At 59.2% G+C, this 25,619-nt stretch carries 14 protein-coding genes, 2 tRNA genes and 1 pseudogene; 3 read left to right on the top strand and 14 right to left on the bottom strand.

The window, feature by feature from the left end:
- Positions 1-50: 50 nt before the first annotated feature.
- The 4 genes from O9H32_RS28745 to O9H32_RS28730 all read right to left on the bottom strand — a co-directional run bounded on the left by O9H32_RS28745 (position 51) and on the right by O9H32_RS28730 (position 5,385).
- Entirely contained in the window at positions 51-1,637 is a 1,587-nt protein-coding gene (locus O9H32_RS28745; protein WP_269869543.1) for an extracellular solute-binding protein, read from the bottom strand.
- Between the two features lie 41 nt (positions 1,638-1,678).
- Positions 1,679-2,572 (bottom strand): carbohydrate ABC transporter permease, encoded by an 894-nt coding sequence (locus O9H32_RS28740; RefSeq protein WP_269869542.1) that lies wholly within the window; start codon positions 2,570-2,572, stop codon positions 1,679-1,681.
- Between the two features lie 20 nt (positions 2,573-2,592).
- A complete protein-coding gene (locus O9H32_RS28735; protein WP_269869583.1) occupies positions 2,593-3,519 on the bottom strand; it encodes an ABC transporter permease in 927 nt (308 codons plus the stop codon).
- Between the two features lie 480 nt (positions 3,520-3,999).
- A complete protein-coding gene (locus tag O9H32_RS28730) occupies positions 4,000-5,385 on the bottom strand; it encodes a family 43 glycosylhydrolase (protein WP_269869582.1) in 1,386 nt (461 codons plus the stop codon).
- A 346-nt stretch (positions 5,386-5,731) separates the two neighbouring features.
- Here O9H32_RS28730 and O9H32_RS28725 point away from each other — a divergent pair, with 346 nt between their 5' ends.
- Positions 5,732-6,064, top strand: a complete 333-nt coding sequence (locus tag O9H32_RS28725) for a hypothetical protein (RefSeq protein WP_269869541.1) — start codon at positions 5,732-5,734, stop codon at positions 6,062-6,064.
- A 118-nt stretch (positions 6,065-6,182) separates the two neighbouring features.
- Here O9H32_RS28725 and O9H32_RS28720 read toward each other — a convergent pair whose 3' ends face one another.
- The 3 genes and pseudogenes from O9H32_RS28720 to rpoN all read right to left on the bottom strand — a co-directional run bounded on the left by O9H32_RS28720 (position 6,183) and on the right by rpoN (position 9,342).
- Positions 6,183-7,607 (bottom strand): aldehyde dehydrogenase family protein, encoded by a 1,425-nt coding sequence (locus tag O9H32_RS28720; RefSeq protein WP_269869540.1) that lies wholly within the window; start codon positions 7,605-7,607, stop codon positions 6,183-6,185.
- A 152-nt stretch (positions 7,608-7,759) separates the two neighbouring features.
- Positions 7,760-7,936, bottom strand: a pseudogene (locus tag O9H32_RS28715) (4-aminobutyrate--2-oxoglutarate transaminase); the annotation flags it as partial.
- A gap of 89 nt (positions 7,937-8,025) precedes the next feature.
- The gene (rpoN, locus tag O9H32_RS28710; RefSeq protein WP_269869539.1) at positions 8,026-9,342 is read right to left on the bottom strand and encodes an RNA polymerase factor sigma-54; all 1,317 of its coding nucleotides are present in this window, start codon (positions 9,340-9,342) and stop codon (positions 8,026-8,028) included.
- A 429-nt stretch (positions 9,343-9,771) separates the two neighbouring features.
- On the opposite strand from rpoN, the gene O9H32_RS28705 reads away from it, so the two are divergent.
- Together O9H32_RS28705 and O9H32_RS28700 are read left to right on the top strand one after the other, a co-directional pair.
- A complete protein-coding gene (locus O9H32_RS28705; protein WP_269869538.1) occupies positions 9,772-11,523 on the top strand; it encodes a sensor histidine kinase in 1,752 nt (583 codons plus the stop codon).
- Positions 11,524-11,762: 239 nt separating this feature from the next.
- Positions 11,763-12,764: a dimethylarginine dimethylaminohydrolase family protein gene (locus O9H32_RS28700; protein WP_269869537.1), complete on the top strand. Its 1,002-nt coding sequence runs from the start codon at positions 11,763-11,765 to the stop codon at positions 12,762-12,764.
- 286 nt (positions 12,765-13,050) lie between these two features.
- Here the strand turns inward: O9H32_RS28700 and O9H32_RS28695 are convergent, their stop codons facing one another.
- The 7 genes from O9H32_RS28695 to O9H32_RS28665 form a co-directional block, all read right to left on the bottom strand.
- Positions 13,051-13,983: a DMT family transporter gene (locus O9H32_RS28695; RefSeq protein ID WP_269869536.1), complete on the bottom strand. Its 933-nt coding sequence runs from the start codon at positions 13,981-13,983 to the stop codon at positions 13,051-13,053.
- A gap of 15 nt (positions 13,984-13,998) precedes the next feature.
- Positions 13,999-15,147, bottom strand: coding sequence for a cysteine desulfurase family protein (locus tag O9H32_RS28690; protein ID WP_269869535.1), 1,149 nt, complete (start codon positions 15,145-15,147; stop codon positions 13,999-14,001).
- Positions 15,148-15,205: 58 nt separating this feature from the next.
- Positions 15,206-16,093, bottom strand: coding sequence for an LPD16 domain-containing protein (locus tag O9H32_RS28685; protein WP_269869534.1), 888 nt, complete (start codon positions 16,091-16,093; stop codon positions 15,206-15,208).
- Positions 16,094-16,121: 28 nt separating this feature from the next.
- A tRNA-Cys gene (locus O9H32_RS28680) sits at positions 16,122-16,196 on the bottom strand.
- Positions 16,197-16,224: 28 nt separating this feature from the next.
- A tRNA-Cys gene (locus O9H32_RS28675) sits at positions 16,225-16,299 on the bottom strand.
- A gap of 41 nt (positions 16,300-16,340) precedes the next feature.
- Positions 16,341-16,688 carry a MerR family transcriptional regulator gene (locus O9H32_RS28670; RefSeq protein ID WP_269869533.1) on the bottom strand — a complete coding sequence of 116 codons (348 nt, stop codon included), beginning with the start codon at positions 16,686-16,688 and terminating at the stop codon, positions 16,341-16,343.
- Positions 16,689-17,028: 340 nt separating this feature from the next.
- A complete protein-coding gene (locus tag O9H32_RS28665; RefSeq protein WP_269869532.1) occupies positions 17,029-25,227 on the bottom strand; it encodes an S-layer homology domain-containing protein in 8,199 nt (2,732 codons plus the stop codon).
- Positions 25,228-25,619 lie beyond the last annotated feature (392 nt).

The following is a 25,619-nucleotide window of genomic DNA, read 5'->3' as shown; positions in this document are numbered from 1 at the left end:
GTGAGGGCGGCCCTTCTGTTGCCGGGGTTCGTTATAGATCGAGATTTCGTTTACTTGATATTCTTCTCTTTCACATACTGCGCCCACTGCTTCTTGTACTCGCCCTGCACCTTGTCGAGCCCGGCCTGCTTGGCCTTCTCCATGAACGTCTTCAACCCGGCCTCGACATCCGGTACGAGACCGGCCTGCAGCGGATACAGATACTGCTTCGTCACCTGCTCCAGCGCCGCCCGCTCTGCCTGATAGCTCGTGTAGTCCTCCGCGAACCCGGTGAAGATGTCCGGTTTCTGTATTTTGTCCAGCTCGCTGAAGATCTTCTTCACGTTATCGTAGCCCTTGTCGAACAGCATGTACTCGGGATTGCGCCACGCCCAGCCGTTCATCGCCTCCCGGCTGAAGCCGTTGGAGTTCTTGTCGCCGGCCATCTTGTAGTAGCCGCCGTCCACGGTATAGTTCTTGCCTTCGATGCCGTATTGGGTCAGGAGGTTATACTGCTTGTCGGTCACTAGCTTCTCGTAGAAAGCCAGGGCCCGATCCGCGTTCTTGCTGCTCTTCGGAATCGCAAAGCCGTTGTGGATCGGATGCACCGGTGTCGCGAATCCCCGGGAGAGCGGGAACGGATAGTACTCCAGCTTCCAATCCGGGTGCGTCGAAGCGATCTTGATCACCGAGTCGTTGAAGCGCGTCGGGTTGTCGCCGAAGATGCTGGCCGCCTTGCCGCTCGTGAGCTGGTCGGTCAGCGTATCCTTGTTGTTCAGCACGTTCTTCGGGAAGAAGCCCTTATCCATCCAGCGCTTCATCGTCTGCAGCTCTTCGAGATGCTCCGGGGACCCCCAGTAGGAGTAGGCCTCGACCGGCTGGTTGTACTTGATGCCGATCCCGTAAGGCAGCGGCCCGCCGGCCGTGTCGCGCGTCAGCTCGCGCAGCGGATCGGACAAGGAGCTGACCGGGTTCGATGTGGAAGCGAGCGGCAGCAGATCCGGCTCGTTCTTCTTGATGCCGTCCAGATACGCCTCGTACGTCTCGATCGACGTCGGCTTCGGCAGGTTGTACTTCGCCCGCAGGTCCTCGCGGTACACGAAGCCGTTCGTGACATACTCCTTGTAGGTGGCGGGCACGGTGTAGATTTTGCCGTCGATCTTCACCGCCTCCCACATCTCCTTCGGCACGAACCCGTTCAGCTTCGGAGCGGCCTTCGGCAGCAGCTCGTCGAGCGGCTGGAAGGCGCCTTTCTTCGCGTACGACTGGTACTGCGTCCAGTCCGCCGTGAAGATCAGGTCGACCTGCTGGCCGGAGGAGAGAAGCAGCTTGTACTTCTGGTCCCAGTCCGTCCACGACGTATAGTTGAACTTCACCGTGGCATTCAGATCCTTCTCGGCCAGCTTATTGATCTCCGCCTGGATCACCGGCAGGTCTTTCGGCGCATCGCCGAGCATATAGAACTGCAGCTCCACCTTCTTCGAGGTGTCCAGCCCGCCTGCGGCTCCCGCGCCGGAGGCCGGGGCCGCCGTTTCTTTCGTGCCGCCGGCCGTCGTACCCGGCTTCCCGCTGTCCATCCCTCCGCTGCATCCTGCTAGGGCCGAGAGGGCGAGCGCCGCCGAGAGCATGCCGAAACCGAGTTTTTTCTTGTGTGTCATAATAATGCCTCCCCAAGTGTGTGTATAAAATGAATGCCGGATTATCCTTTGACCGCGCCGACCGTCAGCCCTTTGACGAAGTACCGCTGCACGAACGGGTACAGGAACAGGATCGGTCCCGTTACGATGATCGCCATCGCCATCTTGGTCGACTCTGCAGGCATATCCTGGCCGAACGACACTCCGGTGCCCGCCCCCATCTGGGCAATGAACTGCATGGCGTTCACGATATTGTAGAGATAGAACTGCAGCTGGTACTTGCTCTGGTCGTTGATGAACAGCGAAGAGCCGAACCAGTCGTTCCAATAATGCAGGGCGAGGAACAGCCCGACCGTGGCAATCCCCGGCATGGAGAGCTGCAGCACAATGCGGGAGTAGATCGTGAAGTCGTTCGCCCCGTCGATCTTCGCCGATTCGAACAGCTCCTCGGGCACCGCCGAGCGGATGAACGTCTTCATGAGAATGATGAGGAACGGCGTCATGAGTCCCGGGAAAATCAATGCCGTATACGTATCGGTCAGCTGCAGGTACTTCGTCATCAAGATGTACCAGGGCACGAGCCCGCCGCCGAACAAGGTCGTGAAGTAGATATAGAACGAGAACACGTTGCGGTACTTGAAATCCTTCCGCTGCAGCACATAGCCGGCCATCGTCATCAGGAACAAGCCGAGCGCCGTACCGGCTACCGTCGTGAAGATCGTCACGGCATAAGCCTTCAACACCTGCTCGGGGAAGCGGAATACCGTCTTGTATCCCTCCAGCGAGAAGTCCAGCGGAATGAGATGGTAGCCATTCCTGAGGATCGACTCGTTCTGCGTGAAGGAGGCCGAGACGATGAGCAGGAACGGGAAGAGGCAGGCCAGCGACGCTGCCGCGATGACCAGATAAGCGGCAGCCTGGAAGACCGGGGTATACTTATCGTCTCGAATGCGCATGGGGTTGTCTTCCTCCTTCCTTAGAATAGAGCGTACTCGTCGTTGGTGCGCCGGATGATGTAGTTCACGCTTATGATGAGAATGAAGCCGAACAGCGATTGATACAGCCCGGCGGCCGTGGCCATGCCGACATCGAAGGTGACCTTTAGCGAGCGGTACACGTACGTATCGAGAATATCCGTGGCATTGTAGAGCACCCCGTTGTTGCCGACGAGCTGGTAGAAGAGGTCGAACTGGCCCTTCATGATGCTGCCGATCGAGAACAGGAGCAGCACGATGAACGTCGTTTTCAGCATCGGGACCGTAATATGCCAGATCCGCTGCAGTATATTCGCCCCGTCGATTTTGGCAGCCTCGTAGTAGTCTTCAGGGATGCCGGTAATGGCAGCCAAGTAGATCACCATGCTGTAGCCGAGGTTCTTCCACAGGTAGAACAGGATGATGAGCGGCACCCACATCCAAGGGGTATTGTACACATCGACGGGGTCCAGACCGAACCCCTTCAGGGTAGTATTGAGGAAACCGCTCTCAAAGTTAAACACATTGTACACGATGACGCTCAGGATCACGAAGGAGATGAAATACGGCAGGAACAGAATTGATTGGGCCGCCTTCTTGAACCACTTGCCCTTGATCTCGCTGAGCAGGATTGCGCAGCCAATCGCGAGCGCATTGCCGAGGACGATGAACGCCAGGTTATAGCCCAAGGTGTTCACGGTCAGCTTCGCCAGCACCCCGGAGGTCCACAGAAACTTGAAATTCTCCAGCCCGACGAACGGGGCGTCGAACAACCCGGTACCAAAGTCGAAGCGGGTGAAGGCATAGTAGACTCCGACCATCGGAATGTACGAATTAATGAAAAAAAAGATCAATGTCGGCAGCAGCATGAGGAACAAGATCCGGTTCGTGACCAGTTCATGGAGAACGCCTCTCTTCTTCTTCGTCATGCGTACCGCTTCTCTCCCGTCCCGGGGCTGCGCGCCCTTCCGGAGTCCGGGGCCTATCCGCTCGGCGGCGGCACTCGTATGGGATTCCATGATACATCCACTCCTTTCTTGCACTTCATGATATTCGGCCTGATCGGCTCTCATGGCTTTAGTATAGGGAGGGGGCCGGATGAGCGAAAGTGAAGCATGAAGGAATGCGTGAACGATGCTGAGAATGGCGGGATGAACAAACCGTACGGGGGTGAATAATGTGGATTTGGGGCTCTATGGAGCGGGATGAGAGGCGGTGAAGGTCAGCGCCAGAGCGGCGGACGCCAGATTGATACGAGACTTTCCACGATGACGATGGACATTCATCTCTATGTGGTTGTGGTGACCTAAGACTTCGGGATTATGAAATTCATTCATCTATAAACAACGAAGGGATGACCATGTCGGCCATCCCTCTTCCGTATCGTATTCACATTATCCGGTATTCCATTAGGGCCCGAGCAGCTTTACTTCATACAAAGTCGGCGTGTACCAGTTGTTCGGATTGTTCCACAGCACCGCATTCACCAGGACAATCCGTACATAACGCGCAGTAAAGTTCACCGCATCCGTCGTGAAGCCGTACGTCTTGTTCGATGTCCGGTCGATCGTCGTATAGTTCGTTCCGTCCGTGCTGTACTCAATCTTGTACTGATGGTATGCTTCCGACCCCTTATACATGAACCAGGAGATATCGACCTCGCGGATCGTCTTCGCGGCCCCCAGATCGACCTGCCAAGTCGCAGGCCAGGAGGCGGAAGCGGCCTTCCACTCGCTCTGGTAGCTGCCGTCGTTCACGCGGGATGGCGCGAATCCCGATGCAGTTGAGCTTGCGGTTGCCACCTTGCCCTGCGCATGGTTGGTCATCGACGGAGCGGCCACCGTACCTGTCACGGCGTCAATGGTCCAGGAGCTCTGCCAATCCATGGAGGCGGTCCCTGCCGCGCCATTCAATGTCAGCGGCAGCCACACATAGCGCGAGTCACCCAGCTGGCCCGGGTTCCAGCGGTCGCCCATGTAGATATAGGACGTCGCCGAGCTGCCCTGCACCGGCAGAATGAACGTCGACTGCGAATAGAACGTCGACGTATTGCCGAGCGGCGCCAAGGCGGACCACGGTCCCGCCATGGACGAAGCGGTCGCATACATGGCTTGGTTCGGATACCAGCCCGAAGCGCCGGAGGTGATCAGGAAGTATTTGCCCCCCTGCTTGGCGACGGCAGGCGCTTCCCGGTGCCCGTTCTGGAACACCCAGCCTTGGAACGAGGCGACGTTCAGGTAATCGCCTGTCAGCTTGAACGAAGCCAGCGAATCGTTCGCCCCGCCGCCGGAGTTCGAGGCGGACAAAAGATAGGCGCTCCCGTCGTCATCCTTGAACACCGTCATATCCCGGGATTCATACCCGAGGGGGCGGAAGCTGCCGTGGTAGGTGTATTTGCCGCAGACCGATGAGGAAGAAGCGACAGCCACCCGGCCGAGCGAATAATCGGCAGCATTCTCATAGTGCATCCACATGACGTATTTGCCCGTCGACGCGTTGTAGATGACCTTCGGCCGTTCCACCTTCGAACTCGCCAATTCGGGATCGGAGGCCGGCTGCAGCGGGTAGCCCACCCACTTCCAATTCTTGAGGTCGCTGGACGAGTAGCATACGACATTCTTGAAGGAAGCCGAGTTATGGATCTTGTCTTCTCCGATCCAGTAGTAGGTGGAGCCTACCTTGATGACTCCCCCTCCGTGCGCCTGAATCGTTCCTCCCGTGGTGTCGTACCAAACGGGGCCGCTGCCGATTGTCACGGGTGCCGCTCCGGCGGAATACGGCATCAGGGTCAGCATCAGCACAAAGCACAAAGACCGGAGAAAACCTGCAGCTATACGTTGTTTCATGTTACACCAAGCCTCCTTTGTTTGAATGCACGTGCGTGTCCGGCGGGAACTGCCCGGAGAGACGGCCGACGTAAGCCGCTATTCCTCTGGATTCGCATCACCCCCTGCATCAGATTCAGCCCTTATTGTAAGTGCTTACAAACAGAGTCGGCTAGTGAACAATTGTGCTTTGACTGAACATTTTGCAGGATGGCGGCCATTATTGAACTCTTCACCCACACGCTGGGCGCAGGAACTTACTCGACAAAGCCTCCCGCCATCCTCTACACTAAGAGCATCTCATGGAGCCGAGGTGATGGATACGATGGCAAGCGGGCCGCTGGATGAACCGATCCGTCCCCATGGATTCGCACGATTCCTGATCATACTGATTCCCTGCCTGCTCCTGCGCTTCGGTCTCGGCGAGATCCGGGGCAGCTTCTACTTCTTCGTGGTTCTCTACTTCCCCATGATCAATTGGGGCGTCTACTGGACGATGGGCTCCGTCCGGGTCCTGCTCAACCGGCTGCGGGGGAGCGAATGGATCCGTATCGCGAAGCTGCGCAAGTTCTACAAGTGGTACTTGAACGCCCCCGGCGCCTTGGTGCTGTCGGAGCTGGCCTATCAAGCCTATATATTCAATACCTGAAGGGCTCATCCTGCGAACGAAAGGAGCTCCGGCCGGTTCAGCCCTCTGCTCCTCCATACACAAAGAAACCGCCTCTTCCGGAAAAAAAGAGGCGGTTTGCCGTACGCTGCAGCCCCGGCTACAGCTTGATAGAGATAAACTTGAGCTCGGTCATCTCTTCGACCGCATACTTGATGCCCTCGCGGCCGAAGCCGCTCTCCTTGACGCCGCCGTACGGCATGTTATCGACGCGGAACGTGGGGATATCATTGATGATCACGCCGCCGACTTCCAGCTCCTCCGCCGCCCGCATGGCGGTATGGATGTTGGACGAATAGATCCCAGCTTGCAGGCCGTATCGCGAACGGTTGACCGCGGCGATCGCCTCGGAGACGTCCCCGAAGGACGACAGCGTCACCACCGGCCCGAACACCTCCTGGCACGATACCGAAGAGGTCTCGGCCACGTCCGCCAGCACAGTCGGCGGGTAGACCGCCTCCGAGACCGCGCGGCCCCCGGTAAGTACCTTGGCGCCTTCGGAGACGGCAGCCTCCACCCAGGACGCCATGCGCTCGACATCCTTACGGGCAATGAGCGCCGAGATATCGGTCGACTCCTCGAGCGGATCGCCTATGACCAGCTGCTCCACCGCCTCGACGAAGCGGCGGGCGAAGTCCCCGTAGCGGCTCTCGTGCACATAGATTCGCTGGATCGAGATGCACACCTGACCGTTATAGGAGAACGCGCCTAGCACACACCGGTCGATGAGCGCCTGCGTAATCTCCACCGTGTCGTCAATGATCACGGCGGCGTTCGAGCCGAGCTCCAGCGTTACACGCTTCAGGCCCGCCTTGTTCTTCATCGCGATGCCGACTTCCGGGCTGCCCGTGAACGTGATGGCGGCAATGCGGCTGTCGCGCACGAGCTTCTCGCCGACGACGGAACCCTTGCCCGGGATCACGTTCAAGGCGCCCGCCGGCAGGCCGGCTTCGTGCAGGATCGCGGCGAGGGCCAAGGCGCTCAGCGGCGTCTGCCCCGCCGGCTTCAGCACGACCGTGTTGCCGGCAGCCACGGCCGGGCCGACCTTGTGCGCGACGAGGTTGAACGGAAAGTTGAACGGGGTGATCGCCCCGACGACCCCGACCGGCCGGCGCACCGTGAACGCGAGGCGCCCTTCCCCGCCAGGCGCAGCATCGACCGGCACCGTCTCGCCGTGAATCCGCTTCGCCTCCTCGGCGGCGAACTTGTATGTCTGCACGGTGCGGGCGATCTCCGCGCGTCCGGCCTTCAACGGCTTCGAGGCTTCCCGGGCCAGCAGCCCCGCCAGCTCCTCCGCCCGCTGCTCCATCAGCGAGGCGGTCTTCTCTAGAATGCGCGCCCGCTCATGGGCGGGCAGGCTGCGCATCGCGCTGCCGGCCGCTTGTGCGGCGGCGATCGCTTCCTCCACATCCGCCTCCTCCGCCTGCCCTACTTCGGCAATTCGTTCCCCGGTATGCGGCGAACGCAGTTCCATATAAGAGCGGGCTTCTTTCCACTGCCCGCCGATCCATAACTGTTTTTTCATCTGGTATCAGACTCCTATCGTAAGCTGCCTTAGTGACTGCGGCGACCAGCCCTTTCGCTGGATTCCCAGTAGCCGAAATCGGCGAACTGCACCGCGCGCGCATCGCGCCGAGTCCGCGGATGTCGGCGAGGTGCGGCATGTCCTGCTGCAGCTTGCACGAACGGCTTCGGCGGCATAATGAATCCGCCCTCGCCCTGCATCGGCTCCATAATCACAGCCGCCAGTTCTTCCGCTGCCACCCCAGTGTACTGGAAGCCTTCGTTCGGTTTCAAACAAAACGCCGCATACTCCCCCGTCATCGCAGCCGGCTTGTGCAGCGGACATAGAAAGCATCGTATGAATCTATTTACCCACTGCGTAAAGATCAGCGTATGGTTCCCCACACCCTTCGGCACATCCCCGGAGATGCAGCATCTGCTTACAGCACGCGTCGGCGCAGAGAGGAAGAGAGAATGTGCAGCTCTTCCCTGTACTTGGCTACCGTCCGGCGTGCTACCTGAAGCCCCCGCTTCGCCAGCTCCTGCGCCAGCTTCTCGTCGGAGTACGGCTTGCCCTTGTTCTCAGAGGCGACAAGCTCCGCGATGACGGATTTGACCTCAGGGCTCGAGGCTCCCTCGCCGTCCTCCCCGAGCGGCACGGCGGCGAAGAACGCCCTGAGCTCGAACGTGCCATGGCATGTGCGCACATACTTGCCGCTGACCGCCCGGGAGATCGTGGACTCGTGCAGCCCGAGCTTCTCCGCGATCGTCTGCAGGTTCATCGGCCTCAGACCGCGCATGCCCTGCACCCAGAAGTCCGGCTGCGCCTCGAAGACTGCCGCGATCACGCGCTTCAGTGTCCGGCTGCGCTGCTCCAGCGCGCGCAGCAGCCAGTCGGCGCCCTTGCGCTTGCTCATCAGGTAGGCTGCCGCCTCCCGGTCTGCCCCGGCGAGCTGCTCGCAGCCCTCCTGCAGCGTGAGCCGGGGCGTCACCTCCGCATTCCAGCGGATGAGCAGCTCCCCCTGCTCCAAGCGGACTTCGGCGTCCGGCACGACGTAATGCGCCGGCTCGCCCGGGTGGGTGCCGCCCGGCCGGGGCGCCAGCCCGCGCACATAGCGCGCAAGCTCCCGCACGGCGTCCGGCGCCAGGCCGAGCCGGCGGCCGAGCTCCTCCCAGCGGCCGCGGGCGACGAGCGGGAAGCCTTCCTCGCTGAGCGCCTCCCGTGTGCCGGCCGGCGCCTGCGGGTCGCGAAGCGCCTGCAGCTCAAGACACTCGCGGAGCCCGCGCGCCCCGATACCGGCGGGCTCGAGCCGCTGCACCTCACGCAGCGCTGCCTCCATCCGCCGCACATCGGTGCCGCTGCAGGCCGCCAGATCCTCCAGCGGGTGGAGCAGGTAACCCGCATCGTCCAGCGAGCCGACGAGGAAGGCAGCCGCATGGTACAGCCCTGCAGGCAGGCCCGCGATCCGCAGCTGGCTCAGCAGCGACTGCTCCAGCGTCTCGCCGCGGGCGGGCAGCCGGCCGAGCCGGTCCTCCGCCTCGGAGACGCCTGCGCGGGAGAAGCCCCTGCGGCCGGCGCGGCCCAAGGAACCGCTGCCCCATTCCAGCTCCAGCAGCGGATTCTCCAGTGCCTGCTCCTGCAGATACGACAGCAGCTCGGTGCCGGTCAGCTGCAGGATATACACTGACTGCTGGAGTTCCGCTGTCAGGACGGGTTTCATCTGGATAGCCATCGTCTGGCTCAGTCCCTTGTACATGCGCATTTCCTCCCTCTTCGTCTGCCTTCAGGCGTTCAGCCCTGCTTCCACGGCCTCTTGAATCCGCTTTCTATTGTTCCAGTGTACCGCAAACGAGACTTGCTGCACATCCTTGATCTGCCGGCTTTTCGAGCCCGAGAATGACAATATGCCGCAGCTTCAAGCTCTTCCTGAGGGTGGCGGGCGGATTCGATAAAGTTTGCATGTACCACGGTCTCTTTTTTTGGGACTAGACCCGAATAATGACAATATATATCATAATACGAGCAATAATTTGTTCCTGCCTGTCAGGGCGGCTTCTTCCCTCAGGCCTTCGTTACCCTTCTTGAGCCCATCCCGGTTTACAATCGATGCCCATAGGCCCATTCCGTCTGTTTGTCGAAATATGCTATAATATAAGGAACTTTGCCTATAATCGGGGTGGCCGCCATGCTACGTGCGGAATGGTTCAACAGATCCAAATTTATCGTCATTTTCGTGGTGGTTTTTTTCTCCACCATTCTTTTGAATAATTTTGTATTCTACCAGGTTACACAGGAGCGGCTGGAGGACACCTTCCAGAAAGAGTCCGAGATGGTCGCCGTCGACCTTACGGATTCCATCTCCCAGTATCATCTCTCGGTCCGGTATGTCGAGGAACTCATCGGGGCGGACCTGCGGATCGCCGCTATGGCGATTCAGCGCTCCCTGGATCCGAATTACGAGAATGTGACCAATGAACAGCTCGTCGCGCTCAGTCAGGATCTCGGCATCTCCCACATTACGCTATTCCGCCGCACCGAGAAGGATATCGTAGGCGTCCGTTCGACGGACCCCAAGGAAATCGGCATCAGCGCCAAGAAGTGGGGCTTCTGGTACACGGCGATGAAGCAGCTCTTCCAGCTCCAGCCCGTGTCCATCCCGGAGGGCCAGAAGCTCAAGAACTACTGGGCGGGCCCTCTGGAGTACTCCGCCTCCAATCCGGGCTCGATCGACAAGTGGGGCTATTATTATGACGGCAGTACGAACTACATGATCAATCCTTATGTGCACGACCGGCAGATCCGAGAGTTCCAGAATCTCGTCGGGTACGAGGAGATCGTGCAGCGTACGCTGAAGAAAGACAGCACCATCCTGGAGATTACCGGCTTCAATCCGAAGCTGTTCGGGGAGAAAGCGCCTGAATTCAAGCACAACGACGGGACGAAGTTCGTCTCCCTCAGCAACCGGGACATCTATTTCGGAACCTATGCCTACCCGGACTCCCGTGATGTCGCTAGTGTGCGTCAAGCCATCGCGGAGGACCGGACGATCACCTACAGCGGAGAGAGCGCCGGATGCAAGGTCATCAAGAGCTTCATTCCGGTTCCCTCGGGCAAGGATATCGGCGGACAGGAACTCCCTTACGTCATCGGCGTCGTGTCCGACTATCAATCGATCCAGACGCATCTCGACAGGCAAGCCCGTAATGCTTTCTACCTGATTATCCTGGCTACGCTGATGGCCTTAATCATCATCTATCTCTATGTGATCTACACGCGCCGGGCCAAGGAGTCTGCGGTCCAGCTCACGCAGGACCAGTATATCGAGGATATTTCGCGGATGTTCACCACCGTGCGCGGCCAGCGTCACGACTTTCTCAATCACGTACAGACGATCCACACGATGGTTCAGCTTGGGAAGTATGAAGAAGTGAAAAAGTATACGAAGCAGTTCGTCCAGGAAATCGTCGAAATCAGCGATATTATCCAGATCAATCATCCGGTTATCGCTTCCCAGGTTCAAGCCAAGGTCGCTGCTTCCATCTCCAGAAGGATCCGCTTCCAGCACGATTTTCAGAATCTCTGCAGGCTGCCGCTCAATGCCTTGAAGTCCGTCGACATGGTCAAGGTCATCGGCAATCTCGTCGATAATGCCTTCGATGAGGTGGAGAAGCTCCCTGTTGAGGAACGGGAGGTTCATCTTACGGGATGGGTAGAGAACGGGGACTTCCATATTAAGGTGAAGAATCCTTGCCTGCAGCCTCCTTCCCCCGAAGCAACGGAAGAACTCTTCAAGCCGGGCTTCTCCACGAAGGAAGGCGAGCATCACGGTCTCGGGCTGTCGATTATTAAGGGGATTGTCGAGAGTTACAAAGGCAGCATCAAAGTCAAGATAGAAGACGGCTGCATCGAGTTCCATGTCCGGATTCCGGGACAGTAGAGACCCCTTCCTGTCGTCCTCTCCCCCAACAAATAGCCGCCAGACCGGCAGCGTCCACAGCTTCTCTCCCGTTTCGGATGGAGAGACCTACGGATGCCGCCCGGTTTCTGGCGGCTATTTGGTCGTTGCTGTCTTCCCTTCGGAAGCCTGACATAAACCCGGGAAGTCCAGGGAACACTGGGCACATACCTGGAGCCAAGGGCTGCGGTGTTGAACGTATCCGGAGGAGGGGGATCTGTATGAAGGAGGATAAGGACCGGTTCTTGTCTGACCGGTTCACCATGGAACCGGCCTCTGACCAAGAGTTGCAGAAGGCAATCTGGGGACAACCCTGGGGGGTGCTCTGTCCTGTCGGCCTTATCCGACAGGTGCTGATGCACCGTCCTGGGGACGAGGTGCTGGCCATTCCACAGGACCAGTACGAGGTGGAGGCCGGCGCGCTTCGCTTGCGTCATGTGCACGGCCGCAGCCAGAGCCGAGGTCGGGGGCAGGCGCCGCCCGACCTCGGCCTGCTGCAGGCGCAGCATGATGGTATCGCCCAAGCTCTGCGGGATGCGGGAGCGGAGGTGCTGCTGCTTGATCCGCCGGCCGCGGGCCTGTGGCCCGACCGGATGTTCACCCGGGATCTCGGCATGGTGCTGCCGGGCGGGGTCGTCCTCTCCCGCTTCGCGCTCGACCTGCGTCAGGGAGAGACCCGCATGGCGCAGGCGACCTTCGGCCGGATCGGAATACCCATCCTCGGCGCGATTCACGGACACGGCTATGCCGAGGGCGGCAGCTTCGCCATGCTCGACCGGCGGACCGCCGTCATCGGCCGGTCCGAGCGGGTGAACGACGAGGGGATCGCACAGCTGCGGAATCTGCTGAAAATTCAGGAGATCGAGCTGTATACCCTTGATATGCCATCGGATAAGATCCATCTGGATGAAGCCTTCCTGATGCTCGACACCGACAAAGCGCTGGTGAATCCCCGGCTGCTCCCCCATTGGTTCTTGAAGGTGCTTCAAGACAAGGGGATCACCCTGCTTGCCGTCGACCCCGAAGATCCTCCGCTGACGGTCAATGCGCTGGCAGTTGCCCCCGGCAGGGTGCTGTTCTCCTCTTCGGCTCCCCGCACGATAGAGCTGCTGTCCAAGAACGGGATCGACGTCATCCCCGTCGACGCTTCCGAGATCTTCAAGATGGGCGGCGGTATTCACTGCATCACCCTGCCGCTGCTCCGGGAAGAGGGCGTGTCTTGAGCGCACGGCCTCTTCCCCTCGTCCCACACGGGATTGCTGCGGTTTCGTTACATGCACGATTACGCTTGCAACCCGCTGCTGAAGCGGGATTCTCTTTGGGCAGCGTTCATATTCCATTCCCTTGCCTTTCCCTCTCCTGCTCCCTCCGGCTGGGGCCGCTGCCATGCTTGGAATTTGTTCCCGTCCGGGTCTTGGAACGTAAGCTGCAGCCCGCAGCTGCCTTCATCGCGGGCTGTCCCCTCTACCCAGGCGCCGCCGGCCCGAAGCGAAGCATGGAGTTCCTCCTTTACAGCGGGACCGATTCCTGCCCCCGCTCTCCCGCCGCGGCCGCTTTCCGCTTCCGTGAAATCGTGAAGATTCCCCCGAGCACGAACACGATCCCCACGAGATGGTACCAATGAATCGGTTCATGCAGTACGGCATACGAGAGAACAACCGCGCTTACCGGCATCAACGCGGAGAAGACCGCCGACGAGCCTGCCGGAATCTGGACCATGGCCTGGTTCAGAAGAAGTACCGCGAACACGGTGACTCCAACTCCCGTATAGGCCAGAAGCCCCCATGTCAACGGGGTGGCGGACAGCAGATCGAAGGATGCGGCCTGGTACACGGCAAAAGGGAGGAACAGGACGCAGCCGATCGTGCTCGTCATCGCAGCGGAAGCGAGGGGGCTGAGATCGGCCGAGAGAAGCTTGCCGAACGTCATGAATACCGCTTCGCCGACTACCGCCCCGAAGATCAACAGGTTGCCCCAGAGAGAGAGGCTCCACTGGGAGCCCGATAAGATGCCGAATACGTTGATGACCAAGGCCCCGGCGAAGGCAAGCGAGATCCCGCTGAGCTGGTGCGGGGATAGTTTCTCTTTGAAGCACAATAACGATATCAGTCCGATCACCGCCGGCGTCGTGCTCGTGATGATCCCGCTCTCTACCGCGCTCGTGAATCGCAGCCCGTACAGCAAGCAGAAGCTGAACAGAAACACCCCGACGAAGGACTGTGTGAATACGATCAGGAAATCCCGGCGCGACAGCCGGGGGAAGGCGCCCTCCTTATACCACAGCAGGGCTCCCAAGATCAGCGCACCGATGAACAGGCGGATACCCGAAGCCAGGAAGACGGGAACCGTGGAACTAAGCACCTTATTGACCACAATGAAACTGCCGATCATGCACATCGCCAGCGTTAATTTCAAGTACGGGTTTACTTTATAGTCCGTCATGGGGTATTCCCTTCTTCAAAACGTACTGATGCATTTCATGCTGTGAATCTTCCGCGCGATGCTGTCTACCGCACGGTCGATATCCTCGAAGGTGAGGCCGGGATGCAGACAAAACCGGAGAGAACTGTTCGCCTCCTCCTTCGTCAGTCCGATCGCCGTCAGCACATACGAGGGCTCCAGGCTGGCCGAATTGCACGCCGATCCCGAGGACAGGGCGACGTCACGAAGGCCGGTTACCAAGGTCTCCGAACTTACGCCCGGGAACTGCACATTGAGTATATACGGCACACTCACCGTGCAGTCCGTCGTCAGTACAAACTCATCCACGTGCAGGCTCAGCGCATGAACCAAGTAATCCCTAAGCCGTTCGGCGGCCTCATAGTTCTCGTCCAGCTCGCGTCCGATCATCTCGCAGGCCATGCCGAGCCCTACGATCAGCGGTGTCGGCAGGGTTCCGCTCCGCAGCCGGTTCTGCCCGCCGCCGAAGAGGATCGGCCTCATGCGCCGCGCCACCTCAGGATCAACGTACAGCGCCCCAATCCCTTTGGGGCCGTAGATTTTGTGGGCGGAGAGGGACAGCGCCCCAATACCCAAGTCTTTCACATTCAGCTCCAGCTTGCCTGCCGCCTGGACGGCATCGACATGGAGAATGACGTGGCGATCCGCACAGAGGCGCGCGATCTTCTCGATCTCCTGGATCGTACCGACCTCCGAATTCACATAGGCGATGCTGAGAATCCGGGTATGCTCGTCGATCAGAGGCTGCAGCGAATCCAGACAGATGCGCCCGTTGCGCTGCACTTCCGCATACCGGGCGCCGATGCCGCGGCGCTGCAGCTCCTTCGCGATATCCAGACTCGACTTGTGGTCGGTCGGACAGAACACCGCATTCACCGGGCTCTTCTCGTGGACATCGAATACCCCGAACAGCGCCAGGTTATTGCTCTCGGTCGCCCCCGAGGTCAATACGATCTCATCCGGCTCGGCGCCGATGAAACGGGCCACCTTGGCCAGCGCTCCGTTCACCGCATGCTTCGCCTTCTTCCCGAGGAGATGCTGGGACGACGGATTGCCGAACTCCTCACAGAAATAGGCGGTCATCGCCTCCGCGATCTCCCTGCGGCAGGGTGTGGTAGCGCAGTTGTCCAAATAAATGACGGACATGAATCTCCCCTCCAATCGCGAATGGTTTGAAGGGGCTGCGGTAGGCAGCCCCTTCCTCTTATGAGTAGAATACGGAGAAATTCACCATCTTTTCGTAGATTTCTTCCGTGCTCATCTCCCCGCTTCCGCCCGGGTCCGCGATGATGATCTTCATGTCCTTGAGCCCATAGAGATTCAAAGCGATTTCCACTCCCGTACGAACCGGTTGATAGCATTCGCCCGGAGCAAAGACAACCATAAGGCGATGGCCGGCTTTGTGCACTTCCGAGATCATCTCGGTCACTTCGCCCGCACAGCCCGTAATGCCGCAGGAAATCAAGGTTTTGTAATTTCCCTCCTCGTCCAGGAATGTGACTTCGGATTGGGTCGGGCGGTCCGCCACCATCCGTTTTTCCAGCTTGCCGTCTTTCACGAGCTTATCGGCGCTTTTTTGGAATCTGTATTTCAGCCAGGTCTCAGGGAAGGCGAGGGGATGCTTTCGGCTCGAGAGCATGTGTTCCGAACCGAAGCCTTGGTCTTGCAATGTCTCTATGTAAACCGCAGGAAGTTCGGAGAATCGTTCGTAGAATTGCTGGCGAAGCTCGGAAGCCGTCCCTTTCTCAGGAACATACTGCCAGTCGTTAATAAGGAGAAGAAACTTGATATCCGAGAATTGTTCGCTGAACTCTTTGGCGAGTTCGGCGCCTTTGGTCCACGTGTAAGCCGGGAATATACCGACCCGGTTCGCGATCCGCTGCTTCATGAGGTCGGTTTTCTGCTCCTCCATCACACCGGGTACCAGACAATCCTGAGCTTCATCCAAGAAAAGCATAAAATGGCCGGCCATGATAACCAACTCCTGCTGCTCCGCACTCGCCACTTCTTTTCGAAGCAGTTCCAAGAGTTCCTCTTCCGAGCCAACAAACCGATGGTATCCTTTCTTCTTTGCCTTCTCTACCATTTCCATGGAGTTTCTCTCCTCTGGTTTATAAAATTGGAGGCGGTACCTGGATTCGAACCGAGGGGTCAAGGATCTGCGGTCCTTTGCCTTACCGCTTGGCTATACCGCCGTAGGCATATCAACGCATCGGGGGAAAATGGAGGCGGTGCCTGGATTCGAACCGAGGGGTCAAGGATTTGCGGTCCTTCGCCTTACCGCTTGGCTACACCGCCATTGTGCCGTACTATATTACTGTGTATCCTGCGCCTATCGCTTAGGAACTTTCAAGCCGGCTGAAGCGTTCTTCGAGTCTCGCTTTCAGCTCCAGAAGCTGCTTGATTTCCACAGTCAACGCCTGGATCTTCTTTTCGTACAGGGGCTTAACTTCCGTACAGAAGGCCTCCTGGTGCTTCAATACGCAGTTCAGGAACCCGGCAATCTGTTCGGTCGTGAACCCGAGACTCAAGTAAAATTGAATGGTTTTGATACGGTCGACGGCAGCCCCGTCATAATGCCTGTACCTGTTTTCCAGCCGGTCCGAGGTGAGTAACCCTTTTTGTTCATAGTGCCGCAGACACCGGACACTCACACCCGTTTTTTCGGACAGCTCACTGATTTTCATCGCTTCATTATCCCTGCCTTTTGAATTGTAAACTATGACACTAGTGTCATAGTCAATCCCTTAATTTTCATATTCTGTAATTTTGTAATGTAACCCCCTTTCCTGTCTGCCCTCTTCAGGCAGGTTCCTATCCATCATAATAGATTATGTAAAATATTGGAACGTGCATTTTTATTCAAATGGGGGGGAATATTCTGGTCCGGGGCAGCGGCAGGATACGAATAGGCGCTGCCCCTTACCGCTCCAACAGCGGCTTGAAGCTTGCGCCGCGCGAAGGCAACAACAAACAGCCGGGCAGGGGATATGTCCCTGCCCGGCTGTCATTCCTTCACAGTGTTATTTATTGTCCGCTCCCCAGCTGAAGCAGCCGCTTGATCATCACGGCAGCCTGCGCACGGGTTGCTGAGCCTTGCGGCTCAAACGTATCCGCTGCGGTGCCCTGGATCAGGCCGGCTTCCATCGCAGCGGCAGCGGCAGCTTCAGCCCAGGAGGAGATGCTTCCCTGGTCTTTGAACTGCTGCAGCGCTTCGGCTGTTGCCTCCTGCTGCCGAGCGGCTTCCCGCAGGTACAGATTCGCCCGCCAGATCAGCACCGCCATCTGCTCCCGGGTGATCCATGCATCGGGCGCAAAGCGGTGATCCGCAACACCCTGGAGCAGCCCTGCCTCCGCGGCTGTTCTTACATCAGCCGCATACCATGCGTCCTCCGGAACATCGCTGAATCCTTGATAGCCTGGTGCAGCTATCGGCTTCAGATCCAGTGCCCGGACGAGCAGCGCGGCGAACTCCGCCCGGGTGACCGGTCGATCTGGGTGGAACGCTCCCGGAGCCGCTCCGCTGACGAGCAGCCGGCGGGCCATCCAGCCAATATCGGTTGACGCCCAGTGTCCTGTAGTATCGCCGAATGGATCGGCATAGGCCATGACTGCATACGTACCGGAGGAAGCTGCCTCGATGGCAGCCCTGCTGCCGGATACCCGCTGCTGGTTCCAGACGAAGGCCCACTTGGCGTCTGCCGGGTCATACCGGTAGACCGCCTCCTGCCTGCTCTCCACCACCGGCAGTTCCACCACCACGGGATGACCAAAGGCCAGCTGGGCTGCCTTCTGCTCGTGCACCATCTCCCAGGCAACCTTCACCGCTTGCCCGGAAGGCTGCAGCGCGTCGCTCTGACGGGCCGCTGCTGCAAAGACTGCCTTCTGCTCGGCGGCGGAGACCGCGCCCAGGGAGAAGTTCAGATAAGCTCCTGCCGGCAGCTGTACCGTGGCCAGCAGGGCCGGCGGTATGGAGGCCTGCAGCCCAGCTGCCGTCCGGAAGACGACGCCGGCATGGCTCTCCGTCAGCTTCGCAAGCGTGTCTGCCGAGAGCTGCAGCACATATTCCTCCGCCTGCTCTTTCACTTCGACGAGCAGCTGCTTTTGCCCGTCCGCTCCTGCCAGCAAGGCGGAGGCAATGGCATCGCTCCGCAGCGTAATGCGGAGCCCAGTACCCCCGCTCGCGCTGGTGAACGCTTCTGCCTGCGTCAGTACCGGCTGGGCTGGAGGCGTGGATCCTCCGCCGGAGGATCCTGTACTGCCGCCATTCCCGCTGTTATCTCCTCCGCTGCCGCCGCCCGTATCCGTCTCGCGGTTCACCGCAATCTTATACGTCCGCTTCGCTGCGCCGTCCTCGGCGGTGACCACGACTTCGATCTGGCCTCCCGCCGGGATGGCCACAGTCTTGGCCGTGCCGCTCACGGCGGCTTCACCGGCGATGCTCACACTCTTCGCCTGCGGATCTTTGGCCGTCGCTGTCACCTGCAGCTCAGTGGCATTCGCCGCGACTTCGACGGCGTACGTCTCCACTGCCGGATCAAACACCGGCGACAGCGTGCCCGGCGTGACCTCCAGCGCCGACAAGGCCGCCTCGGTTCCCAGCGGATCCGTGGCCCCGCGGACAACCTCCACGCTGTACTCCCGCACAGTCACACCGTCCGCTGCGGTTACCCGAACCGCGATGGAACCCGTGCTTGGAATCTGTACCGTTCTGCGTGCACCGTTCGCCGCCGCCGTCCCGTCGATTACCAGCCGGGCCGACGCATCTGCCAGGGATGCTGTCAGAGTCACTGTCTCTGCCGCTTGAGGAACCTGAACCTTGTAGGACCGTACCGATGGGTCAAAAGCCGGTGTTAGCGCACCTTCCTCTACAGCCAGCGAAGCGAGCGCCGCATTGCGGGACGCGCCGGCCGTATTCACTGCCTTCAGCGTCTTCTCTGCCGCTCCGTTGCCAGCCGCATCCGTGACTGCTCCGGCCAAGATGCCGAGCTGGGCTTCGGTTCCCGGAGCCAGCGGATCGCTCAAGGTGAGAACCACCGTTCGTTCGTATTCTCCATCCGCGGACAACTGCTCACCTGCCGGATTCGGCTTCAACGCCTTCACCGCAGACACGATGCGGTCCCTGCTCCCGTTCAGCGTGAACTTCGCCGCATCCACGATCCCGCCGAGCTTCTCGTTGAATGTGATGCGGAGGATCGAGCCTTCGCCTTCCGCACTCACTTCATCGGCAGCAGCGGTTGGCCCCTCTTCGTCCAGCGCCCGCACTTCGAAGCTGCCTGTATGGGTATCCGTCATCCAGACTCCTGCGTAGCTCTGGAAGCCGGCGGTTACCTTCACGCCGTAACCTGCGCCAAGCTTCAGCGCGGTCTTGGAAGTGAAGCGGATGATCTTCGAGAGATCGGCTCCGTCTGGATCCGCCGGATTATCGACCGGCTGTACGAAGGATATACTGCCTTCCAGCGGGCCATCCGGCCCCGTCACGGTGATCGCTTGGGCCGCTGCCGCTGCATCCGTTACTTTGACATACTTGCTCAGCTCGATATCCACATAGCTGCCGGCAGACCCGCTCACACCGGTTACCGATTGAACTTTGGGCGCTGCATAAGATACGAGTCCGGCATTCACTTCGGTATGCGGAGGCGGGACATCCAGCTCGGCACTCGACTTCGTCTCGTAGCCGTCCTTCTCCCAGACTACCTTCCACTTGCCTTCCGGAACGTCCCAGCCATACTTCCCCTGATCATCCGTGTTGTGCGGATTCACCTGCTCATACGGGCCTGCATCCCAGACGACCCACTCCTTGGTGGCCGGCTGCTGATACAGTACCGTGGCCTTCACACCGCTCAGACGGTTGGCAGGGACAGCCTCGTACACAAATCCGCTTGGGTCATAAATCCAGCGCAGACGGGCGATTTTCTTGCGCTTGCGTTTCTTCTTTTCGTCTTCGTCTTCGTCGCGGCATTGGTTGTACCCAGTTCCGATAGAGTCAATCTGCTCGTCAACATAGTTATCGATCTTGTCTTCTATGACGGCCGACGCGCCCGCGGCTGCAATCGCCCCCGGTCCGGTCAGACCCATGGCTCCCGTCCAAGCGCCGAGGGCGACCTTCCCTATTTCGCCGCCTACGACGGCAACCAGTGCTTTACCCGCCTGCTTGACGGTAGTCGGCAGCTCCTGGATGCAATCCATTCCGCTGGCTTCCACTTTGTAAGCAATCTTGTTAATTTTCTCGGCGAACTCCATGCTGTCTTCATACTGCTTCTTGATTTTGTAGACAGTACCGGCATCCTCGCCGCCTTCGCCGTACTGCACATACGTTTCGACCGAAACGTCTGCAAGTGTACCGAAGTCGGGGCCTTCATCTGCAGCCAGAGCGCGAACCTTGGCGGCCAGGGCAGACTTCAGGCTTCCGGGTATGCCGCTTGGGAACAGCAGCTTCATCGGCATATAGCCTGACGTAACGGTCTTGAACCCATCGCCCGTCTCCGTTACGCGGACCGAACCGTTCAGCATCGGCAGGCCGGACCGCTGCGCCAGCTCGATCTCCTGCGGGGAAGCCGTATATTTCGCGTCCGGACTAATGCTGAGCTTCTCCGTAATCTTAAGGCCCGGCAGCTGCGGAAAGGTCATCTGCACCGTACCTGCATACTTGCCGTCCTGGAGCTCGAACGGTGAGGTCACCTCGGCCACAAAGTCACGCATGGCCGGCGGCAGCGTCTCCCGGAGTTCCTCCAGCGTCGGCTGCTTGTCGTCCAGTACGAACGGCTTCGGCTTGACGTCATAATCCACATAGATCGCGCCAAGTGCCCCCTTATCGGTCGGCGTCAGAGCACGGAAGATGCCGCCTTCCCGGACCGCCTTCACCGGCTCCCCGGACTGGCCTTCGAGATAAATCTCGACATTCTCCACCTCATCCGGCTTGTCGAACTTCAGCTCGAACTGGAACGGGTTGCCCGGAACCACCGTATACGGCAGATTCGGAATGCCCTCGCGCAGGTTCAGTGTCACCCATCTGCCCTCCGGCGCCTGCGCCATCGCAAGCTCGAGCAGCTGCGGCTTCACGGTGTCATAGTGGACATAGGATACAGGCGACTGAAGCTTCACAGCGCCCGAATCCACTTCCGCACGGATCGCATGCACACCTGGATCCCCCAGGTCCGGCAGATCCTGAGCCGCCAGCAGCCAGAAGCCCGTACCCGATGCCGCTACGCTTCCGAGCAGCAGCTTGCCATCGTATACCTTGACCTGGCTGCCTGCCGGAGCCACTCCGCTGAGCTTCAGCACCGGGGTGCTGCTGTCCGCCGGCCGGGAGACCCGCTCCGGCGCTTCCAGCGTGACCAGCGGAGCATCCAGCAGTATACTGCCGATCGACTCCTCGATCGGCTCCGCTCCCATCGTGGCGCGGATGCGGGCCGATGACTTGGCCGAGCTCTTGTTGAACGCCGGGTCCACCTTCAGCTGGAAGCTGAGGGTACCGGACTGCTTCTGCGCCACGGTGCCGACCGGCAGGATAAGCGTCTGGCCGTCGAGGACCGGATCAACCGCCAGCTGGACACCGCTGACCACGATACGGCCGGCTGCATCCTTCACCGGCGTCGTTCCTTCCGGAATGTCGATGAGCAGCTTCACTTCACTGGCGTCCACGCTGCTGCTGTTTTTATATCCGGCCCGCAGAGTAACTGTTCCCCCCGGAGCGATCCGGGAGCTCACCGCGTTATAGTAATTGCCGTAGTAGTTGGAGAAATAGCTCTTGGAGCTGAACGACACGCTCCCCACCTGCAGAATCTGCCGATCCGATACGGTAAACTGCACCGTCGCATATTCGTATTTCAGAGGGCTGCCTGGCAGCGCCCCGCTGAGCTCCATGACATAAGTGCCGGCCTCGGGCACATTAATATGGAAGGAACCGTCTCCCTCGAAGTCATTATCACTGAGATAGGACGAGGCCGAGCGGTATCCCTGCTCCTGCAGCTTGTAGAGGCCGCCCGAAACCCAGCGGTGATGGGTCTGCGCCAGCTTGCCTTGAATGCGGGCCCCTTTTTCTTCCAGGAACAGCTTGGCGGTTGCATTGCTATTCTGATCCAGCACCACATCCGTACAGCTAGTCATATAAGCTGGAATACTGCCCGTAACACATACCGATACGGTATCACCAGGTGATCCATAGAATTGATGGGCGTTCTGGAAGTATCCGCTCATCCATCCGCGTTTGGATTCAATACGCGTCAGGAAGGCCATTTCCTCCATATTAACTGGCGGTCCGAAGTCCGTATCCTCGAGATACTTCAGACGCACCTCCGTATTCACCACACCCTTGCCCGGCTGCTTCACCGCCAGATCCAGTGTGGTGGTCCCGCCTTCCGTCACCTGCGCCGTAACCGGTCCAGCCGTGCTGTATAGATACGAAGTTTCGACGACTTCCATCTTGGCTTCGCCCTTCAGCAGAGAGAGACGGTAAGCCCCCTCCAGGTTCGTCCGCGCACGCCGGACCACCGGCTGCCCCTTGAACGTCTGGGTCGAGGTGACATACGCATTGCGAACCCCCTTGCCATCAGGTCCCTTGACGAAGCCCTCCAGAACGCCTTCGCCCGGTGCCCGAAGCTTAATGACCGGCTCGTTGGTGCCGGGCTTGAGGAGGATATCCTGATTCGCAGGCTGATCATACATCCGGTCTCCGATATTCACCTTGGCGGTGACGGAATCCCCCGCCTTCAGATAGTCGGTCCAAGGGGTCCAGCCGTCCCCATAGGTGGAGGAGGCATCGATATAGCTCTGGTCTGGACCGAACAGCTGCACTTCTACACCGCTGACGGGCTGCCCTGTCGGGTCCACCACCTGGAACCGGATATTGGCTGGCTGCTCGATGTTCATGCCGGCTGTACTGACTTTGCCGCCTGCCGCCTGTACCTGCTCCAGCTTGCCCCAAGTATGGCGGCCATCCGGGGAACGCAGGGTGAAGCTGTAATCCTTGCCCGGATACAATCCGTTCACCACATAGGCATCCGAATTCGGGAGGAGCGTGATCTGCTCGCCGTACTGGCGGCTCGACGCGGTCAGCATGCTGCCTGCCAGACTGGCGCCGCTCGGATTCGTGAAGGTGAGCTTCACAGCCCCTGCCACCGATACCGGGAATCCGTCAGCCGGCTTCTCCAGGATAGTACCTGGCTTCGCCGGGTCTGTCAGCCGGACATTCAGCGAGGTCATCTGGCTGACGCCGTTCTCCATCTTCCACCAGCCCGTATAGGTGCCGGGTGCGCTCTCCGTGAGCGTGATCGGGACGGTGCGTGTATCCTGCTCCGTCTCATTCTCCCACGCGATGTAGGTCAGCGCAGCCTCTGCCTGTTTGCCCGGTTCGCCGTAAGCCGTGATGCCTACTTTGCTGCCCGGAAAAGCCAGACCATTGCGCATCTCTTCAACATCCCACTGAACCCGCAGGCCGCCGGCGGGATTCTCTCCTCCGCCCGATCCCAGCTTGTAAGTCGGCCCGCCATAGCTCTCGCGATAGGCCGTGTTCACCGCTTCCACCTGGAACTCGGACTCGATGCCCGGCAAGAGTCCCTGTGCGGTGAATGTGCTGCTGCCCGCTCCCCGGTGTTCGACATAGCCGATGTTCTTGCCGTCCTGGTAGACGTGATACCCGAGTACGCCCGAAGCATCCACGGCATCCGGCCAGCTCAGCGCAACGCTGTTGTTCGTGTGGTTCGACGCTTCCAGCTTGCTGCCTGCCGGCCACGCCGGGGCTTCTCCCTTCTCCGCGATGAAGATTCCCGGGAAAGGAATCCCTTCGCTGCCGCTGCCATAGGAATAGAGGTACTCCGAGAGGTATGCAACGAGCTTGCCCCCATCTCCTACAAGGGGAGATTGGCTGGGTTGAACGAGCGGGTAGGGCGCCTGGGGCACCGCTACCTGATACGCCGTCTGGGATGCCACATCTGCTACATAGGCCTGCTCCGGAATGTCATTCTCCTCATCATTGTCATGGTCGTCATCTGTATCCTCCACCGACACATAATCCAGATGGAAGCCCACATAGCGGCCGTCTCTGCTGATGGAAGGACTGAGGCTTTCCCGGTTGAAGGGAATGCCTCCCTCCGCCAATGAAATCCGCTTGGTAGCCAAGGTATTGCGGTGATATACAAAGATATCCTTCACTTCGTTCGTATCGCCCGGATCCAAATTCTCCGCCCGGGATTCATAAGCAATGACCGAGCCATCCGCGCTGATGGACGGCAGGGTGCTGTCCCCCTCGCCTGCGGTCCCGCCTGCCCCCATGCTGGCCAACTGAGGTCTGGCACTGCTGTCTTCGCGGTCATATACATAGATATTGCGCTGGCCGTAAGTATCCTTCTCCACGAATTTCGCATCGCTCTGGAAAGCGATATAGCGACCGTCCGCGCTGATGGACGGAGCCTCGCTGTCGCCTAAGTCGTATTCCCCCATACCGGGCTGCGTGCTGATCCGCTTGGTCGCGGCCCTCTCCCGGTCATAGACGAAGACGTCCCTCAGATCGTCATTATCTTCCGGTACGATACCCGGGGCATCGGAATCAAACGCCACATAACGGCCGTCCGCACTGATGGCTACCCGGTCCGTGCCGTCACGGGAGTCCGTGCTGCCCTCCACCGTCGTAATGGGCGTCAGGTTCCGGGTCTCCCGGTCGTATAGATAAACCTTCGTTCTTTCCTTCCAATCCTCCGTGGAGTTCTTATAGGAAAAGGCCACATACCTGGCATCGCTGCTCAGGTCAAAATACAGCACTTCATCGTTCAGCAAGCTATTGGATGGAGACTGGATATCGTCCATCGCCCCTGTCTTGCGGTCATAGACGGTAATCATCTGGTTCACATGGGCGGGCTCCTCCGTGACGAGCTCCAAGCGTTTGAACGCAATATACCGACCGTCCGCACTCATCTTCAGCACCTGGTCTTCCGGGTGATAGATCGATGGAATCTTACTGCGGTCGATCTTCGTCAGCAGATTCCAGGACAGCGGTTCACCTGCTGTCACGGGCTCCGGCACGAAAGGCACCGGCGGCAGCGGGTTGATGCTGCCACCGCCTTCCGGCCCGTAGACTGCGTTCATGACCGTATCCGCCGTGTGGATACTGGAGAGATCGGTCTGCTCCGGCCCCACGGCCGCGGCCGCTCCCAGATCACCGAGAACCATCGTGGCGGCCAGCAGCAGCGCCGTTCCCCTCTTCCATAACCTGCTTCGTTTTCTTTTCATCCTGCCATCCCCCGTCGCCTCAATACTCACGTATCGAAAATTCATCATGAGTATCAGTGTAAACGGGATGACTTTCACTCCGATAGTGACACCGGTAACTGAGATGGTCACTATTTTAAGTGACGCAGGTCTATATACCTTTACGATGATGCGGATCATATTTACGAGAGGACATCCGGGCAGGAATAGGGTAGAATGCTAAGTGCAGGAGGCCCTTCCACATGGCAGAATGCCTGCTCTATGACTCTTCCAAGGCTAACCAAATCGAGCTGATTTACTATCAATCAATAGGGGATGAGCCGTCTGCAGTATCAACAAGGCCGCAATAATGAAGCACGGCTGCTGATCCAAAACGCTCACTCTATCATTGAATCGGGGAAGCCAATCATTGG

This window comes from Paenibacillus caseinilyticus, assembly GCF_027533645.1.
In the GTDB taxonomy this organism is placed as follows: Bacteria; Bacillota; Bacilli; order Paenibacillales; family NBRC-103111; genus Paenibacillus_G; species Paenibacillus_G caseinilyticus.
The sequence above is the reverse complement of the archived record's forward strand: the minus strand, read 5'-3'. Positions and strand labels throughout refer to the sequence as shown.